This is a genomic window from Stutzerimonas chloritidismutans AW-1 (assembly GCF_000495915.1).
GTDB classification, from domain to species: Bacteria; Pseudomonadota; Gammaproteobacteria; order Pseudomonadales; family Pseudomonadaceae; genus Stutzerimonas; species Stutzerimonas chloritidismutans.
The window spans coordinates 1-17,704 of sequence record NZ_AOFQ01000004.1 but is presented as its reverse complement, the minus strand read 5'-3'; the positions used below and the strand labels follow the sequence as shown (position 1 = coordinate 17,704).

The following is a 17,704-nucleotide window of genomic DNA, read 5'->3' as shown; positions in this document are numbered from 1 at the left end:
CGTTCTTGCGGCAGTACAAATGAAAATGCCCGCATCGCTGCGGGCATTTTTTTGTCTGGAATTGGCTGGCGATCAGCGCTCCAGATACTGCAGTTTGTCCTTCACGCCGTCCCACTCTTCGGCATCGGCCAGGGCGTCTTTCTTCTCGGTGATGTTCGGCCAGACTTCCGCCAGATCTGCGTTGAGCTCGATGAACTCCTGCTGATCCTCCGGTACCTCGTCTTCAGAGAAGATCGCCTGGGCCGGGCACTCCGGCTCGCACAGTGCGCAGTCGATGCACTCGTCCGGGTGAATCACCAGAAAGTTCGGGCCTTCGTAGAAGCAGTCCACCGGGCAGACTTCCACGCAATCGGTGTATTTGCACTTGATGCAGTTGTCGGTGACGACGAAGGTCATGTCTAGCTATCTCCTCAGGCGTGTCAGGTAGGCGTTACGGTGACGCCCCTGCGAGTAGGCGGCACAGGCAAATGCCGCTTATCAAAAAAATGCGCGCGATTCTAGCAGCTTTCGCGGCGTATCAAATGCGAGTTTTCAAGCTGTATAGCAGGTCCAGCGCCTGGCGCGGCGTCACATCATCGGGATTGATCCGTGCCAATTCCTCGAGCACCGGATGCGGCAGGCTGGCGAACAGGTCGCTCTGCATTGGCGGTGCCGGCTGGCCGGGCGCTATTCTCGGCGCTTCGTGGGGCAGGCTGGTGGTTTCCAGCCGCGACAGATGGTCGCGTGCACGCTGGATGACCTCGCCCGGCACGCCGGCCAGTTGCGCCACCGCCAGGCCGTAGCTCTGACTCGCCGGCCCTGGCAGCACATGGTGCAGGAAGACGATGCGCTCGTTGTGCTCGGTAGCGGAAAGGTGGACGTTGGCCACCACTGGCTCGCTTTCCGGCAGCACCGTCAGCTCGAAGTAGTGGGTGGCGAACAGCGTGAACGCGCGCAGCTTGGCCAGGTGCTCGGCAGCCGCCCAGGCCAGCGAGAGGCCATCGAAGGTACTGGTGCCGCGACCGACTTCGTCCATCAGCACCAGACTGCGATCACTGGCGTTGTGCAGGATATTCGCGGTTTCGCTCATTTCCACCATGAAGGTGGAGCGCCCGCCGGCGAGATCGTCCGATGAGCCGATGCGGGTGAAGATGCGGTCCACGAGCGACAGCTCGCAGGCGGCTGCCGGGACAAAGCTGCCGATCTGTGCCAGCAGCACGATCAGCGCGGTCTGGCGCATGTAGGTCGATTTACCACCCATGTTCGGCCCGGTGATGACCAGCATGCGGGTGGCGTCGTCGAGGCCCAGGTCGTTGGCGACGAAAGGCGTCTCCAATACCTGTTCGACCACCGGGTGGCGACCCTGCTCGATGCGCATGCACGGCTGCTCGACGAAGCGCGGACGATTGAGGTCAAGGTTCAGCGCACGCTCGGCGAGGTTGCTCAGCACGTCCAGCTCGGCCAGTGCGGCGGCGCTTTCCTGTAGTGGTGCCAGGTGGCCGATGAGCATTTCCAGCAGCTCGTCGTAGAGCAGTTTTTCGCGGGCGAGGGCGCGGCTCTTGGCCGACAGCGCCTTGTCCTCGAACTCCTTGAGCTCAGGGGTGATGAAGCGCTCGGCGCCCTTGAGCGTCTGCCGGCGGATGTAGTCGGCCGGCGCCGATTCGGCCTGTTTGCTCGGCAGCTCGATGAAGTAGCCGTGCACGCGGTTGTAGCCGACCTTGAGGTTGGCCAGTCCGGTACGCGCCTTCTCGCGGGTTTCCAGGTCCATCAGGTACTGTCCGGCGTTCTCGGAAAGCGACTGAAGTTCATCCAGCTCGGCGTCGTAGCCGGTCTTGAGTACGCCGCCGTCGCGGATCACCGCCGGCGGGTTGTCGATGATGGCGCGGGCCAGTAGTTCGGCCAGTTCTGGGTAGGTGCTGATGCTTTTCGCCAGTTCGAGCAGATGCGGTGCCACCAGGTCCTGCATGCCCGCCTGCAGTTGCGGTAGCGCCGCGAGGGCGTCACGCAGGCGCGCCAGATCGCGCGGGCGGGCATTGCGCAGGCCAATTCGGGCGAGGATGCGTTCCAGGTCGCCGATGTCCTTGAGCTGCGGCTGCAGCTGCTCGAAGCGGTAATGCTCGAGCAGGCAGGTGATCGAGTCCTGGCGCGCTTCGAGAGTCTCGCGGTTGCGCAGCGGGCGGTTCAGCCAGCGGGTCAGCAGGCGCGAGCCCATGGCGGTCTGGCAGCGGTCCATGACCGATTGCAGCGTGTTCTCGCGGCCGCCGGCCAGATTGACGTCCAGCTCGAGGTTGCGCCGGCTGGCGCCGTCGAGGATCACCGTGTCGTCGAGGCGCTCGTGACGCAGGCTGCGCAGGTGGGGCAGGGCGGTGCGCTGGGTTTCCTTGGCGTAGGCGAGCAGGCAGCCGGCGGCGCCGATGGCCAGCGTCAGGTTCTCGCAGCCGAAGCCCTTGAGGTCCTGAGTGGAGAACTGCTGGCAGAGGCTCTTGAATGCCGAATCGCGATCGAAATCCCAGGGCGCGCGACGGCGCACACCGCGGCGTTTCTCCAGCGGCAGGCCCTGCGCCCAGTCGTCCGGGATCAACAGTTCCGCCGGGCTCAGGCGCTCCAGTTCCGCGAGCAGGGTTTCCCAGCCCTTGAGTTCCTGCACGCTGAAGCGGCCGCTGGCGATGTCCAGCACCGACAGGCCGAACAGGCGCTCATCACCGACCACCGCAGCCAGCAGGTTGTCGCGACGCTCGTCGAGTAATGCCTCGTCGCTCACCGTGCCAGGGGTGATGATGCGCACCACCTGGCGTTCCACCGGCCCTTTGCTGGTCGCCGGATCGCCGATCTGCTCGCAGATCACCACCGACTCGCCAAGCTTCACCAGCCGCGCCAGATAACCCTCGGCGGAATGGAACGGAATGCCTGCCATCGGGATCGCCGTGCCCGCCGACTGCCCGCGTGCGGTCAGGGTGATGTCGAGCAGCGCGGCGGCTTTCTTGGCATCGTCGTAGAACAGCTCATAGAAGTCGCCCATGCGGTAGAACATCAGCTGGTCTGGATGCTCGCGCTTGAGTCTCCAATATTGCTGCATCATCGGCGTATGGGCGGAAAGGTCAGCGTTGGGCTTGGTCATCGGCTTGCGTGCGGTTCGTTGAGTGGCGGGGAAGGCTATCGGATGACGGTGCGGTCGGACCGTCCGCAGCCAGGTTCCCGCGGGAAAGCCGGCAAGGTTAACACGGGCCGAGCGGCTCGACAGGTGAGGGCGAGGACCGGTTCCCGCTTGGTCGGGTGTCGTTTGTCGGGCCGGGCGCGGAATGCGTTGACAAGCGAGCCGGTGCTGTTGGTAACTCTGGCCTGTCGACAGGTTGCCGGTGCGCCTTGTGCCTTGCGCGCGCCGGGCCTGCGACTCCCTCGATCATGCAGTCGCGCAGGCCCCCTCGGTGCCTGGTGCGGTAGCTTGCCTGATTGTCGCTCGTGCTTCGCCGTCTTGTGGATTGCAGCCCCGGCCATCCCGCCTCGGCGAATGCCTGTTCTACCCTCCTCGCGTCAGTTCTTCCTGCAGTAATGCTGGCGACCTCCCTTTTGGTCAAGTGAGCAGCAGACATGTCTCGACTACTCGGACTCGACGCCCTGCGCGGCGTTGCGGCGTTGTGCGTTGCCTATTCCCATCTGATCGCAAAAATGAAGCGTGACGGCCATTTCGATGGGCTGACCAGCGATCTGTTTCTTGTCAGCAAAACGGTACTGGATGTCGGCAAGACCAGCGTGCTGGTGCTGTTCGCCCTGAGCGGCTATTTCGTCGTTGCGGCGCTGTACAAGAGCCGCCATCGATACGAACGGCCGATCGCGGCGTTCGTCTATCAGCGCTTCTTCAGGCTGTTTCCCCTGTACTGGCTATCGCTGCTTCTCGGCGTGATGTTTCCCTGGGACGATCCGGCTCGGGTGTTCAGTCCGGCTGTCATCGCGATCAATGCGACGATGCTGCAAGGCTTCGTGTTTGTCGAAAACGTGATCGGTTTGTACTGGACGCTGCAAATAGAGCTGACCTTCTACGTGCTGTGCATTGTCATCTTCGCGCTGCGTCTGGGCGGCTCGGCCAGGCGCGATCTGCTGTTTCTGCTGGCCCAGTACGTCTTCACCCTGCTGCTCGCGTTCCTGCGCTACAAGCTGGAAATGAAGCTGCCGGTGGCTCTGCCGCTGATGCTGAGTGTGTGTTTTCTCGGCGCATTGTGGAAGGCCACGGATAACGGTCGCGCACCCGATACCGGGCATTACGCGCGCATCGCAGTGGGCCTGTTCTACCTGTTTCTGTTGCCGATCTGCGTGCTGGCCTACTCGCGCGATACCGGTATCGGGGAAACCTGGTATCGCTACTTCGTCAGCTATGCGGTGGGTGTTGCCCTCTTCATTGGCGCGACACGCATCAGTGGTAAGGGGCTGCGCTGGATCGCGCCGCTAGGCGGGATCGGCTATATCGTCTTCCTGTCTCATCCATCGGTATTCGCAATCGCCGAGCGGCTGGGCTTCGGCGCTGGAGCGCTGGCCATTCCCGGCCCGCTCTACATCGCGGTGATGCTGTTACTGGTGACGCTGTTCGGCTTCTTCGTCAAGCGAACCCTGGCAGATCCCATCCAGCGCTATGGTGATGCAGTGGTAAGCCGTCGCGGACGGAGCATCGGCGAGCGTGTCGTGCTGCCGGTTCGCCAGGATGCCTGATGGGCGACGCGTAACTCGACCATTGGCCATCCGGATGGCTGAACTCGGGAGCCCGCTGGTGTAGGGTATCGGCCACTTTCCTTTGGCTGGAGCCCTGATGAATCTCACCGAACTGGCCGCACAGCTGGGTGATGCGCTGCAACGACTGGGTGCGCAGGTCAGCACCGCGGAATCCTGCACCGGTGGTGGCATTGCCGAGGCCATCACCCGTATCGCCGGCAGCTCGGCCTGGTTCGAGGCCGGCTACATCACCTATTCCAATGCCCAGAAGACGCGCCAGCTCGGCGTACCGGCGGAGCTATTCGAGCAGGTCGGCGCGGTCAGTGCCGAAGTGGTGCAGGCCATGGCGCGGGGCGCGCAGCGCAACAGTGGTGCGCGCTTTGCGGTGGCTGTCAGCGGCATTGCCGGACCCGGCGGCGGCACGGCAGAAAAACCGGTTGGTACGGTCTGGATTGCCTGGGCCGATGACTCGCATGTGCAGGCCCAGCGCTATCTATTTACCGGTGACCGCGAGGCCGTACGTGAGCAGACGGTCGCGGCGGCTTTGCAAGGTTTGCTTGCGCTGGCGGTCGGAGAAAAACAGTTTCGGGGCTAGGCGAGTAAATTTGCCTATGTTCTAATACTGGCTACTTATACAGTTGTTGTGGCCTCCGGCCCTCTTGATCAAGTGAGGATTTGATGGACGAGAACAAGAAGCGCGCCTTGGCTGCAGCCCTGGGCCAGATCGAAAAGCAGTTCGGCAAGGGTGCAGTGATGCGCATGGGCGATCATGATCGCCAGGCCATTCCGGCCATCTCTACCGGCTCGCTGGGCCTGGATATCGCGCTTGGAATTGGCGGCCTGCCCAAGGGCCGTATCGTCGAGATCTACGGTCCGGAATCCTCCGGTAAGACCACTCTGACCCTGTCGGTAATCGCTGAAGCGCAGAAGATGGGCGCCACCTGTGCCTTCGTCGACGCCGAACACGCGCTGGACCCGGACTATGCCGGCAAGTTGGGCGTGAATGTCGACGACCTGCTGGTTTCGCAGCCGGACACCGGCGAGCAGGCGCTGGAAATCACCGACATGCTGGTGCGCTCCAACGCGGTTGACGTGATCATCGTCGACTCCGTGGCGGCACTGGTACCCAAGGCCGAGATCGAAGGCGAGATGGGCGACACGCACGTCGGCCTGCAGGATGCAGTATTAGCCACTGCGGCATAGTTTAGGTTCACTTAGGAGGTATCCCTTTCTCATTAGGGAAACGCCCTAAGCTAATCAGTAAGACCCGATTAATTATTAATTTAAATGGTCATCAAGAATGGATCAGGCAAAAAGCAAGGCGTTAGAAGCGGCTCTTTCTCAAATTGAGAAGCAGTTTGGTAAGGGTTCCATCATGCGGCTGGGCTCCGACCGCACTATGGATATAGATGTTATATCGACTGGCTCACTCGGCTTGGACATCGCCTTGGGGGTGGGTGGGTTGCCGCGCGGCCGTATCGTTGAAATCTATGGGCCGGAGTCTTCTGGTAAAACCACGCTTACGCTGTCGGTGATTGCTGAAGCGCAACGTCAAGGTTTGACTTGTGCATTTGTCGATGCTGAGCACGCGCTTGATCCGATCTACGCAGCCAAGCTCGGCGTTAATATTGATGAGCTCCTGTGCTCACAGCCTGACACTGGTGAACAGGCACTTGAAATCGTAGACATCTTGACGCGTTCTGGGGCAGTCAATCTTATTGTCGTTGACTCTGTTGCTGCTCTTGTTCCGAAGGCTGAAATTGAAGGTGAAATTGGGGATTCCCATGTAGGCCTTGCCGCCCGAATGATGTCGCAGGCGATGAGGAAGATCACTGGTAACCTGAAGAACTCCAATACTATGTGTATCTTCATTAACCAGATTCGTATGAAGATCGGTGTGATGTTTGGCAGTCCTGAAACTACCACTGGTGGTAATGCCCTGAAGTTCTACGCCTCGGTGCGACTGGATATCCGCCGTACCGGCGCGGTCAAGGAAGGCGACGAAGTAGTAGGCAGCGAAACCCGTGTGAAAGTAGTCAAGAACAAAGTTGCTGCTCCATTCAGGCAAGCAGAGTTCCAGATCGTTTACGGTCAGGGTATTAGCAAGGCCGGTGAGATTGTTGACCTCGCTGTTGCTAACAACTTTGTTGAAAAGTCCGGCGCTTGGTACTCCTTCGAAGGTAACAAGATCGGCCAAGGTAAGGCTAACACCATGAAGTGGCTGCTGGACAACAAGCAAACCATGGACAAACTGGAAAGTCTGATCCGCGACAAGCTGATGTCCAAGCCGCAGACTGAAACCTCTGCCAACCTCGCTGCCTTAGAAGAGCCGGCTGACGAATATTGATATCTCGTAGCGGTTTAAGGTCGCTGATGACAATCGATAGTTAAGCTTCTACCCCATATAAAGCCTAGCCTCCCCAGCTAGGCTTTATACTTGATGCCACATCAGGTTCCTTTCCGATCAAGGTTACTTACAGGTTCGCTTCCCACTCAGCTACTCTCCATAATTATCTTCAAATTCTTTTTTAATCAAAACAGCTTTCCCCTCCTCAATCAAAAACGGATACCCTCGTCCTAGGGTGAACCTGGAGAAGACTTTCGGTTTCTGGTGAAATACGTCGATCCCTATGCCTTGCAAAGTTAAATAGCGCTACCGCTAGTTCTTGGGAGATTTCTCAAGGTTGCTCTTCAGTTCTTCCGGCAAACGGTTGTAACGCAGCGTGCTCACGCTTCCATCATCCCGTTTGACCTGATAGGCCACACCGGTTTGACCAGTGACCTGTTGTACGCCACCACCGGTGAAGTAACCGATTGCGGCTCCAGCCAGGGCGCCGATAGGACCGCCGGTTGCGCCGCCCAGAAGCACACCGACACCGCTGCCAAATACTTCACCCACGCGATTGTCCGGGCCGGTGCCTATGATTTCGGCTGCGTGAGCCATTGGCGCTAGCAGTACAAGGCTAAGCAGTAGTTTTTTCATGAGCCTCTTCTCCAGATCGATTGATTAAGGCCTGCTGGCCGTCGGATACAGTCTCTCGCTAATGATTCGCCGCAAGAATCATCAGTTTGCGGATTACTTAATTTCATCTAAGGAAATTATTGGTCTGAGCGAATGCCTGATTCCGGGCGGAATCAGGCATGTGCCGAGTTTGTTCTGTGCGGTCAAAGCCCCAGTTCGCTAAGGCCAGGGTGATCGTCCGGACGGCGGCCTTGGGGCCAATGGAATAGGCGTTCGCTGGTCTGGATCGGCAAGTCGTTGATGCTGGCATGTCGGGTTTGCATCAAGCCTTGCGCGTCAAATTCCCAGTTTTCATTACCGTAGGAACGAAACCACTGCCCACTGTCGTCATGCCATTCGTAAGCGAAGCGCACCGCGATGCGATTACCCTGGAAGGCCCAGAGCTCCTTGATCAGACGGTAGTCGTGCTCACGGGCCCATTTACGCGTCAGAAACGCTCGGATCTGTTCACGCCCCTGGGGGAATTCGCTTCTGTTACGCCAGCGACTGTCGACGGTATAGGCCAGCGCGACGCGGTCGGGATCGCGCGTATTCCAGCCGTCTTCGGCCAGGCGCACTTTTTGCGTCGCGCTGGCAAGATCAAACGGTGGATAGGGCGGGCGTGCATTCTCTGTCATGGATAGCTTCTCGCTAGTGGGTTAAAGCATCGTAAGTTCAGCCTGCGTCTACAGGTCGAGTACCAGGGGGTGGGGGCCCGTTGCAGTGGCAGCCGGCACGGCACAGCAGAGCAGGGCATGACCATCGGCAGGCTGTTCAGGTGGTTGATGCAGATAAGTCACAGCGCCGCTCAGCACTGGGGTCTTGCAAGTCCCGCAGTTGCCGCTTCGGCAGCTGAATTCAGGGCTCAGGCCACGTGATTCGGCTAGCTCAAGCAAGCTGCCACTGTTTGGTGTCCAGCGGGCTTCCTTGCCCGAGCGCTGAAATAGCACGGGCACGGCAACCGTTGCTGGCGACAATGTCGGGGCGCTATTCAGTGCGTCCCCTGAGCGGCGCAGGCTGGCGGGACCAAAACTTTCGGCATGAATCCGTTGATCGCTGATATTCAGCTCGCGCAAGCCATCATAGAGGTTCTGGGTGAAGGCCCCTGGCCCGCATAGATAGAAGTCGTAATCATCCCAAGGCAACCAGGCTTTGAGCAGCGCGACATCTACATGCCCGGCCAGGTCATAGTCATGCTCCAGGCGGGCTGTTGCTTCGGGCTGGCTAAGTACGCGGAGCATGTGCAGCGGTGTGTCGCCCGGTTGCAGCAAGTCGGCCAGTTCTTCACGAAAGATCAGCTCACTTGCACTACGAGCAGCTTGAATCAGCCATACGGTGCGATGTCGGCGTAGACGGCGGTTCTGATAGAGTGTTTCACGCAGCATCGACAGCAGGGGAGTAATGCCTATCCCCGCAGCGAGCAGCACCAGGGGGCGGCGTTGTTCGGTATCCAGGCGCAAATGTCCTTGGGCCGCTCGCCCTTCAAGCAGGCTGCCGACCTGCAGATGCTCATGCAGATAGGTCGATGCCTGCCCTTCGCGCTTGACGCTGATGCGCATGAATCGATCGGAGGGTGCGCTTGACAGGCTGTAGGTACGGATTAGCGGCCTAGGCTGCCCGGTGAGATTGAGCCGCAGCGCCATGTGCTGGCCTGCAATGAAGCTGGGCATTCCAGCCCCATCGCTCGGCTCAAGATAAAGGGAACGTACGCTGGGACTTTCTTCGACAATCCTCACCACTTGCCAGGGTCGCCATTGCTGCTGCAAGTCCATGGCCGCCAGGCGAGCCTGGGCTTCTGCCCAGGAGCCGGTCATCAGGCTGTTGGGTGAGTAGTCCGCGAAGTGCCAGCGCAGATGTAGTGACGCCGGACGGCGCACGACCTGCTCAACTTGCACATGCCATAACCGCTCGGCGCCCTGAAACGCCTGCACCTCTTGCCCTTCCAAGACCAGTTCGGTGGTTCCGCTGAGCTGGAGCAGGTCACCGCTGCTGAAATCGATAAAGAGCAGGCCAGCGCGCGGGTTGAGTAGCAGATTGCCGAGGGTGTTGAAGTGCAGGTTACCGGCAAAGTCTGGAATGCTTAGACGGTTGCCTTCAACGCGAACAAATCCGGCCTGACCGCCACGGTGTGATACATCCACGGCCAATTGGCCATTGGCCTGCTCGATATAGCTGGCGACGAAGAAGGTATCGGCTCGACTAATCATCGCCTGGTCAGCAGGACTGAGCTGGTTTGCGCGCTCGACCGGCAGTTCTTCGTGGGGCTTGGCCTTGGCTGCTTGCAGCTGGCGTAGCTGGATATATTGCGGGCAGTTACCAAAGCTCTGCTCGACCACAATCTCCAGATGATCATGCTCGCGTCTGATAATCCGGCCATTGACTCGGTTGCGGCGACGGCTGTGCAGTTCAATACCCAGCAGGCCAATGGCTTTGCCCGCAGTCAAACCGCTGCTGCATGGGTCGTCCGCATCCAGATGGGTTTCCAGGCGCAGTGTCTGCGCTGTGGGGGAGTGGGCGAACCCGGGCTCGCCAGCCAGTATGCCGGCCCAAGGAAGTCCCTCGGGAGAGACTGTGCCCATAAGGATAAAGGGCAATTGCTGGTAGAAGGCGCGGTGTTGCTCCGGCAGGTGGTCGCGGATCACCTTGCGGCCGAAAACCTCCATTTGTTCGGCCACGCCGACCCGGGCCTGCAACTGCTTTTCTCCAAGATGCCAAGGTGAGGGGGTATTGGCGTCTGACATGGCCATGGCTCCAGGCGTTAAGGCTGGCCCCATGGAGCGGGGCCAGTGAGGTATCAGGCGCTTTGCAAGCCTACAGCTGTGCGTTGCATGGGCACGAATCCCGGCAGCGCCTCGATACGCTGCAGCCAGCTGCGTAGGTGAGGGTAATCACTCAGGTCCACGTTTCCTTCAGGGGCATGGGCAATATAGGAGTAGCAGGCCACGTCAGCGATGCTCGGATGGTCGCCGACCAGGAATGGGCTAGCAGCCAGTTCCTGCTCAATCACCTTGAGTAGTGCATGGGCGCGCGCAATGGTCGATTCAGCGTCATAGGGCGCGCCGAACACGGTAATCAAACGTGCAGTTGCAGGGCCTGAGGCCAGAGGGCCGGCCGCCACTGACAGCCAACGTTGCACCTTGGCGGCGGTAAGGGGGTCTTCCGGCAGCCAACGGCCGCTGTCGTCATACTTCTTGGCCAGATAGACGAGGATGGCATTGGAGTCGCTGAGCACTGTGCCGTTGTGGTCGATTACCGGCACCTGGCCAAAAGGGTTCATGGCGAGAAATTCGGGTTGTTTGTGCGCCCCCTTGGCCAGGTCGACGAAAACCAACTCTGCCGGTACATCGAGCAGTGAAAGCATCAGCTCGACACGATGAGCGTGGCCCGAGAGAGGGTGACGGAACAGTTTGATGGTGTCTGACATGATGAGCTCCAGATAGTCCTAGGGAATGACTCAGGCGGTGGCGTAGGCCAACGGATATCGCGCTGATGGGCGCATCATGCTGTCGGTTGAAGACTTTAAGAATCGTCAGAAATGGCAATCCTTTATTTCAATAAGTGAAATAAAGCCGCTTCGCTAATGGCGGGGTGCTGACGCAGCCGTGCGACTACGAAGTCGATAAAGCTGCGGACTCGCTCGGTTGCCCGTCGCCCTTCGCGGTAGACCAGGTGGATATCCAGATCGGCAGGGGCATATGGGGCAAGTACGCTGCGCAGTTGCTTCGTGCCGAGCTGTTCATGCACCTGATAGGCCATGCAGCGAGCCAGCCCAGAACCTTGACACGCGGCGATAATGGCTGCCTGACTGGTTGTACAGTGCAGTCTCGGCGCGATACGCACGCTTAAAGGTTGGTCGTCCTGGCGGAAAGTCCATTCCGATGTCTGCGCATCGCTACTGGTGTGGATGATCGAGTGAGTCCGCAGCTCAGAAGGGTGTTGCGGTTCACCATGAGCGAGCAGATACGCTGGGCTGGTACAAATAACGGGGCGAGAGCTGCCGACCTTGAACGCGAACAGGGATGAGTCGGGCAGGGGGCCGATAGCCACCGCCACATCCACGCCTTCTTCATGCAGGTTGGGGCAATGTTCCTGGTACTGCACGCAAATCTGCACCTGAGGGTACTGCGTCAGGTATTCAAGCAGGACGGGAGTGAACAGAAATTGGCCAAACAGCAGGGGCATGCTCAGATTGATGCGTCCACACACGTTGTGGTGCAGCCCTCTGGCAGACGCTTCTGCGGCCCAGACCTCGCCAAGGATGCGCTGGCTGTCATGCCGGAATTGTTCGCCGGCCGCTGTCAGGGTCACGCCTTGGGTGCTGCGCTGGAGCAATGGGATACCCAGGCGGTTTTCCAGGGCGTCCACGGCCCTGGTCACGGTGGCCGATGACAGGTGCAGATGCTTGGCCGCAGCAGCCAGGCTGAGTGTCTCGGCCACGGCCAGAAACACCTTCATCTGCTGATAACGGTTCATTTCAGGCGTCCTGCACCGGGTTGAGTGCCGGGTTCTGTTGCAGGGTGCTGGTGCAGAAATCGACAAAAGTGCGAAGCTTGGCCGATAGCTTGCGCCCGCCTTGGTAGACCACATGGATAGGCAGCAATGGCAGCTCATAGTCGGCCAGCACGATTTCCAGCTCGCCAGCCTCGACTTGCCGGGCAATCTGGTATGACAGTACGCGAGTCAGTCCCCAACCGGCGCATGCAGCACGGATCGCTGCCTGATTGGCCGAGACCACCAGCCGCGGTTGTGGCCTGACCGTGATCGCACCTTCAGGCCCCATAAATTGCCAGTCGCTGACCAGCGTGCTGCTCGCGGCCAGAACCACTGAGGCGTCACGCAGATCATTGGGATGTTGCGGGCGGCCGTATTCGGCCAGAAAGCCGGGGGAGGCGCAGATAACCCGACGCACTGAACCGACCTTAACCCGGTGCAGATTGTTCTCGGGCAGGTCTCCAATGCGAATGGCCACATCGATATCTTCTTCCGCCATATTGACCACACGATCGACCAGCAGCGCCTTGGCCTGGACCTGCGGATACTGAGCAAGGTAATCCACCAGCAGCGGTGTCACGAACAGTTCGCCGAACAGTACGGGAGCGGTCACGTTCAATTGCCCACGGGCAACCGCATGACTGCCGGCCGCTGACTCTTCGGCCTCTTCCAGCTCGGCCAGAATCCGCCGGCAGTCTGCCAGATAGCGCTGACCGGCCTCAGTGATATGCAGGCTGCGGGTTGTTCTGGCGAGCAATCGAGTCCCGATGCGTTCCTCAAGAGCCGCCACGGCACGGGTCACACTGGGGGCAGACATGTTCAGCCGCCGCGCGGCTGAGGCAAAACTCTGCTCATCGGCTACCGCGACAAAGACCTGCATTTCCTGAAAGCGATCCACGTTCGGCTCCTGTTCCATGTCCGCAGAGTCTTTAGCTTATTGCAAAAACTGAAATAAACGCAGGTCCAGGATGTGGTTCGGTGTGTTTTATGAAATTTTCAGGGGCAACAAGCGCATTACGGCGTGCAATGCATGCCAGGCTATGGCTGCAACTGCGCCAGGCTTAACTGAGCCCCTGCCATCCGCTGCAGCAGGGTGCGCCAGGCGGGCAGCAGAGCGGCATCGGCCACTGCCCGCAGCGTTTCACCTTCTGGCTTGTAGAGGTGGCGGGCATCGAATGCAAACTGGATACGCAGATCCTGGCGTTGCAGCACAGGGGTCAGGTCAGCGTCCAGATTATCCAGAACCAGCCCCTCGTGCTGCGGGGTAGGCCAATAGGCCAGCACCATATGCGCCTGGCCATTGCCGGCTAGGGTGGTGTACAGCAAACGCAGATGCTCAGGTGCGACGCCCAATAGGCGAAGGGTGAAGTACTTGGCCAGAGCAAAGTCTTCACAGTCACCTGCACCTCGCTCAAGGGTTTCTTCAGGTGAGGCCCAGTAATCGCTGACGCCCCACAGATCGATATCTTCTGCGTAGCGGACATGGGTATTGAAAAAACGATTGACCTGCTGAAGTTGCTGCGATTCGGAGGCCCCCGCCAAGTCGTGCATCAGCTTGTGCCAAGCCTGCAGGCGTTCGGCGGAGCTGTGTTCGCCCCTCGCCATGTCGCCCCCTGCATGGGCAAGTGTCCAACTCTGCATGTGCAAAAGCAGTAGCAGGGCAAGCACGCGTGGCAGTTGCAGGAAATGGGGCGAGAGCTTTGGCAAGAAAGGCTCCTTAGGACAGGGCGGTATTGAGCCGGCGTGCCGCTGCACCTTACTGCTCGTGTTGCTGTGGGATCAAGCGACGTTCGTCGGTCAAGGTGACGAGAAAACTGCTGGCTGTAACAAAGGTACACGCTGGGTAACCGTCCGCCGAACCCATCTCCCCGCTTCTTCCCGATAACGGCATGGTGTCCACCTATTTTTGGTGGACACCATTTCAAGCCACTTTCTGGAGGGTTTCGTGTCTCGACAGCGCCGTACATTCCCCAAGGCTTTCAAGGCCCAAGTCATCGAAGAGTGCGCCCAGTCCGGGGCTTCCGTCGCCGGCGTGGCGCTCAGTCACGGGCTCAATGCCAACCTGGTGCATAAATGGATTCGCAAGCAGCGCGAGCCGCTACCGGTCGTGTCTGCACGCTTTGTCCCGGTGCCGCTCGGCTTTCTGCCTGCCGGGCGTACCGGCTCCGAGGAGCTGACGATACGAATCGAAATTCCCTACCACGCCGGCAGTCTGTCGGTGCACTGGCCGGTGGAGGACGGCGAGGGCTGTGCACGTTTGCTTCGCGGGCTGCTCGCATGATCCGCATCGAACGCATCTGGCTGGCCACCGAGCCACTGGACATGCGCGCCGGCACTGAAACAGCCCTGGCGCGGGTTGTTCAGGTGTTCGGTGCGGCGCAGCCGCACACGGCTTACCTGTTCACCAACAAGCGCGCTAACCGGATGAAAGTGCTGGTGCACGACGGCTTCGGTGTCTGGCTCGCGGCCCGCCGCCTTAACGAGGGCGGCTTCGTTTGGCCCGGTCGCGAGCAGGGCACGCAGCGCGAGCTGAACCCCGAGCAGTTGCAAGCGCTGGTGGTCGGCCTGCCTTGGAAACGGCTGGGGCAGGACGCCGCGATCAGCCTGCTGTAACACCCGCATCGGCTATCAACCATCGCTGCGCGGCAATTCACCGAACGCCTTATCGTCAGGTAAGGACGGGGCCGTCACAATCGGCCACATGCCCTCGACGACCTTCGACCATCTGACCCCCGAGCAACTGCGCGAACTGGCCGCGCAGTTGGCCGAGCGTGTCGTCCACCTTGATCAGCAGGTATCCGGTCTCAGCCAGCAGGTTCACTTCCACAAGACCCGCAACGAGCAGTTGGCCCACGAGATCGCGATCCTCAAGCGTCACAAGTTCGCCAAGCGAAGTGAGCAACTGAGCCCCGATCAGATCAGCCTGCTTGATGAACTGCTCGACACCGATATCGCCGCTATCGAGGCAGAACTGAAAGCCGTAAATCCCCCAGCGGCCCAGGGCGAACCCCGCCAGCAGCCCAAGCGTGCGCCGCTACCGGCCCAGTTTCCGCGCACCCTGATCCATCACGAGCCGGACAACACCCAGTGTGCCTGCGGCTGCCAGCTCAAGCGGATCGGCGAGGACGTCAGCGAAAAGCTCGACTACACGCCGGGCACCTTCACGGTGGAACGGCACATCCGTGGCAAGTGGGTCTGCGACCAGTGTGAGACGCTGATCCAGGCACCGGTGCCAGCTCAGGTGATCGACAAGGGCATCCCCACTGCCGGCCTGCTGGCTCATGTCATGGTGGCCAAATACGCCGACCATCTGCCGCTGTACCGGCAAGAGAAGATCTTTGGCCGTGCGGGTCTACCTATCGCGCGCTCGACATTGGCACAGTGGGTCGGACAAACCGGCGTGCAGCTCCAGCCGCTGGTCGACGCCTTGCGCGAAGCGGTACTGGCGCAAGGTGTGATTCACGCCGACGAAACCCCGGTGCAGATGCTGGCCCCAGGCGAGAAGAAAACCCATCGGGCTTACGTTTGGGCTTACTGCACCACGCCCTTCGCCGACCTGAAGGCGGTGGTCTACGACTTCAGCCCGAGCCGCGCTGGCGAACACGCACGTAACTTCCTCGGCTCCTGGGGCGGCAAGCTGGTCTGTGATGATTTTGCGGGCTACAAGGCCAGCTTCGAGCAAGGCATCACCGAAATCGGCTGCATGGCCCACGCCCGGCGCAAGTTCTTCGACCTGCACGTAGCTAACAAAAGCCAGTTGGCCGAGCAGGCGCTGCACTCGATCGCCGGCCTCTATGAAATCGAACGGCAGGCGCGTGACTTGAGTGCTGAGGATCGGTGGCGGATACGGCAGGGAAAAACCTCGCCGATCCTCAACGCGCTGCATAAATGGATGCTGGCCCAGCGCGACCTGGTGCCTGATGGATCAGCGACCGCCAAGGCACTCGACTACAGCCTTAAACGCTGGAAAGCGCTGACGCGCTACCTGGATGACGGCGCCGTGCCCATCGACAACAATCGGGTCGAGAACCAGATCCGGCCTTGGGCGCTTGGACGCTCGAACTGGCTGTTTGCCGGCTCGCTACGCAGCGGCAAACGGGCGGCGGCGATCATGAGCCTGATCCAGTCGGCGCGCCTTAACGGTCACGACCCGTATGCCTATCTGAGAGATGTGCTGATGCGCCTGCCGACGCAACGGGCGAGCGAGATCGGCCAACTGCTCCCACATCAGTGGATGCCTGCCTGAGGCAAGCAAATAACGACAGCGGTGTATCACCCCAAACAGCCTACCCGTAATAGTCTCGCACTGATTTTTATGCGTGCAGCGTGTGATACAGAGCAGGCGTGCAGCATGTGATACAGCCTACCCGTGCACCGTGTGATACAGCTTGGGAAGGTGACTTGGCTAGACGCTTACGGCCAGTCATCTGAGTGATGTAAGACAACTTAAGAGGATTACATCATGAAAACCTTAATCACCATGACCGCTCTGGCCACTCTGCTGGTGGGCTTTGGCACTGCGGCTCAGGCTTCGGAAAATCTATCGCCCTGGTCCGCTCAGGCCCCGCAACTGCTGCTCGCCGAAGGCGGTAGTGAGCGGGTTATGCGCAATCAACAACGCCTGCAGGCATTGGCTGCGCAACGTGGTCGGAGCGAAGAGGGCCAGCGTTTTGTCCAGCTGATCGAAGAGCAACCGACTGCTGCCGGCAGCCTGGACGACACGCTGGATGCGCAGCAGAGCCAACCTGAACCAAGCTACAAATCGCCCATCCTGCGTGACCGTGCCATCTATGGTAGCCAGCATTGATGGGGGGGCTGTCTGTTGGAGGAGGGGCCGACCACGCTGGCTTCTTTATCCCTGGGCACAAGGAGGTGCCAACCCATTGTTGCGTCTTGGCCGGAGTCGGCATTCCTTTGACCGGGAGGGCAGTCTATGGCCGAGTCGTATCGAGGCGCCTGCCATTGTGGGCTGGTGCGTTTTGAAGTCAGTTGCATGCCCACAGAGGTGTTGAGGTGCCATTGCGCTTACTGCCGACGTAAAGGTGTGTTGTGGCATGCCATCACCGAAGCTCAGTTGTGCATACGCTCAGGTAAGGAGCATTTGCGTGAGTATCGCTTCGGCACGCTGAAGGCCAGGCATTACTTTTGCCAGGGGTGTGGTGTGAGTACCTTCAGCCGCCCGGCAGTGTTGCCCGAGTCCTGGGTGGTGAACTTGATGTGTGTGGATGATCTGCAGTTACAACGAATCGAGAACACGAACTCAACAGTGCTCCACTAGGCTGCAGTGGGGTGTGGTTTGCTGGCTGGCCAGAGATGAGCGTTTTAGGGGTTGCTTCCTAGGCTTTACGGGAGGGGCCGGTCTGTTCTGAGAGGGATTATTGATGCTGTCTTTTCTAAGTGGCTGGCGAAAGCATACGCTGCCTGTGCCTGACGAGCAGGAAGCGGCTGGCGCCTTGATCAGTTCCTTGCTGCTGATGGCCTGGTTTGTCGAGGCCAGAGACCCCTATACCGGCGGCCATCTGTGGCGGGGGG

17 protein-coding genes and 1 pseudogene are annotated in these 17,704 nt (G+C 60.0%); 9 read left to right on the top strand and 9 right to left on the bottom strand.

The features are described from left to right. Nucleotides 1-72 precede the first annotated feature (72 nt). Both fdxA and mutS read right to left on the bottom strand, forming a co-directional pair. Nucleotides 73-396 carry a ferredoxin FdxA gene (gene fdxA / locus F753_RS26385; RefSeq protein WP_003285709.1) on the bottom strand — a complete coding sequence of 108 codons (324 nt, stop codon included), beginning with the start codon at nucleotides 394-396 and terminating at the stop codon, nucleotides 73-75. 121 nt (nucleotides 397-517) lie between these two features. Then, nucleotides 518-3,097 (bottom strand): DNA mismatch repair protein MutS, encoded by a 2,580-nt coding sequence (gene mutS / locus F753_RS26380; RefSeq protein ID WP_023443803.1) that lies wholly within the window; start codon nucleotides 3,095-3,097, stop codon nucleotides 518-520. Between the two features lie 470 nt (nucleotides 3,098-3,567). Between mutS and F753_RS26375 the strand changes: the two genes are divergently transcribed. From F753_RS26375 to recA, 4 genes and pseudogenes are all read left to right on the top strand, one after another. After that, nucleotides 3,568-4,680, top strand: coding sequence for an acyltransferase family protein (locus tag F753_RS26375; RefSeq protein WP_014819875.1), 1,113 nt, complete (start codon nucleotides 3,568-3,570; stop codon nucleotides 4,678-4,680). A 97-nt stretch (nucleotides 4,681-4,777) separates the two neighbouring features. Continuing rightward, a complete protein-coding gene (locus F753_RS26370) occupies nucleotides 4,778-5,275 on the top strand; it encodes a CinA family protein (protein WP_014819876.1) in 498 nt (165 codons plus the stop codon). An 83-nt stretch (nucleotides 5,276-5,358) separates the two neighbouring features. Next, a pseudogene (locus F753_RS26365) lies at nucleotides 5,359-5,877 on the top strand (ATPase domain-containing protein); the annotation flags it as partial. 103 nt (nucleotides 5,878-5,980) lie between these two features. Continuing rightward, the gene (gene recA, locus F753_RS26360; protein ID WP_023443801.1) at nucleotides 5,981-7,027 is read left to right on the top strand and encodes a recombinase RecA; all 1,047 of its coding nucleotides are present in this window, start codon (nucleotides 5,981-5,983) and stop codon (nucleotides 7,025-7,027) included. 312 nt (nucleotides 7,028-7,339) lie between these two features. On the opposite strand, the gene F753_RS0124545 is transcribed toward recA, so the two are convergent. From F753_RS0124545 to F753_RS26330, 7 genes are all read right to left on the bottom strand, one after another. Beyond that, the gene (locus tag F753_RS0124545; protein WP_187272758.1) at nucleotides 7,340-7,663 is read right to left on the bottom strand and encodes a hypothetical protein; all 324 of its coding nucleotides are present in this window, start codon (nucleotides 7,661-7,663) and stop codon (nucleotides 7,340-7,342) included. Nucleotides 7,664-7,845: 182 nt separating this feature from the next. Continuing rightward, on the bottom strand, nucleotides 7,846-8,319 hold the full coding sequence (locus F753_RS26355) for a nuclear transport factor 2 family protein (RefSeq protein WP_023443799.1): 474 nt from the start codon (nucleotides 8,317-8,319) through the stop codon (nucleotides 7,846-7,848). 48 nt (nucleotides 8,320-8,367) lie between these two features. Continuing rightward, nucleotides 8,368-10,428: a pyridoxamine 5'-phosphate oxidase family protein gene (locus F753_RS26350; protein ID WP_031297110.1), complete on the bottom strand. Its 2,061-nt coding sequence runs from the start codon at nucleotides 10,426-10,428 to the stop codon at nucleotides 8,368-8,370. 47 nt (nucleotides 10,429-10,475) lie between these two features. Continuing rightward, the gene (locus tag F753_RS26345) at nucleotides 10,476-11,105 is read right to left on the bottom strand and encodes a glutathione S-transferase family protein (RefSeq protein WP_023443797.1); all 630 of its coding nucleotides are present in this window, start codon (nucleotides 11,103-11,105) and stop codon (nucleotides 10,476-10,478) included. Between the two features lie 122 nt (nucleotides 11,106-11,227). Continuing rightward, nucleotides 11,228-12,154: a LysR family transcriptional regulator gene (locus F753_RS26340; RefSeq protein WP_023443796.1), complete on the bottom strand. Its 927-nt coding sequence runs from the start codon at nucleotides 12,152-12,154 to the stop codon at nucleotides 11,228-11,230. A 1-nt stretch (nucleotide 12,155) separates the two neighbouring features. Then, the gene (locus F753_RS26335) at nucleotides 12,156-13,070 is read right to left on the bottom strand and encodes a LysR family transcriptional regulator (protein ID WP_031297109.1); all 915 of its coding nucleotides are present in this window, start codon (nucleotides 13,068-13,070) and stop codon (nucleotides 12,156-12,158) included. A 140-nt stretch (nucleotides 13,071-13,210) separates the two neighbouring features. After that, on the bottom strand, nucleotides 13,211-13,879 hold the full coding sequence (locus F753_RS26330) for a transglutaminase-like cysteine peptidase (RefSeq protein WP_023443794.1): 669 nt from the start codon (nucleotides 13,877-13,879) through the stop codon (nucleotides 13,211-13,213). 238 nt (nucleotides 13,880-14,117) lie between these two features. Between F753_RS26330 and tnpA the strand changes: the two genes are divergently transcribed. From tnpA to F753_RS50270, 5 genes are all read left to right on the top strand, one after another. Next, complete coding sequence (gene tnpA, locus F753_RS26325) at nucleotides 14,118-14,453, top strand: IS66-like element accessory protein TnpA (protein WP_023443793.1); 336 nt, start codon at nucleotides 14,118-14,120, stop codon at nucleotides 14,451-14,453. Beyond that, complete coding sequence (tnpB, locus tag F753_RS26320; protein WP_023443792.1) at nucleotides 14,450-14,785, top strand: IS66 family insertion sequence element accessory protein TnpB; 336 nt, start codon at nucleotides 14,450-14,452, stop codon at nucleotides 14,783-14,785. Before tnpA ends, tnpB begins: the two co-directional genes overlap by 4 nt. An 88-nt stretch (nucleotides 14,786-14,873) precedes the next feature. Continuing rightward, entirely contained in the window at nucleotides 14,874-16,418 is a 1,545-nt protein-coding gene (tnpC, locus tag F753_RS26315) for an IS66 family transposase (protein ID WP_023443791.1), read from the top strand. 216 nt (nucleotides 16,419-16,634) lie between these two features. Beyond that, nucleotides 16,635-16,979 carry a hypothetical protein gene (locus F753_RS0124540; protein ID WP_023443790.1) on the top strand — a complete coding sequence of 115 codons (345 nt, stop codon included), beginning with the start codon at nucleotides 16,635-16,637 and terminating at the stop codon, nucleotides 16,977-16,979. Between the two features lie 126 nt (nucleotides 16,980-17,105). Further along, on the top strand, nucleotides 17,106-17,450 hold the full coding sequence (locus F753_RS50270) for a GFA family protein (protein ID WP_084799352.1): 345 nt from the start codon (nucleotides 17,106-17,108) through the stop codon (nucleotides 17,448-17,450). The last annotated feature ends 254 nt before the right edge of the window (nucleotides 17,451-17,704 follow it).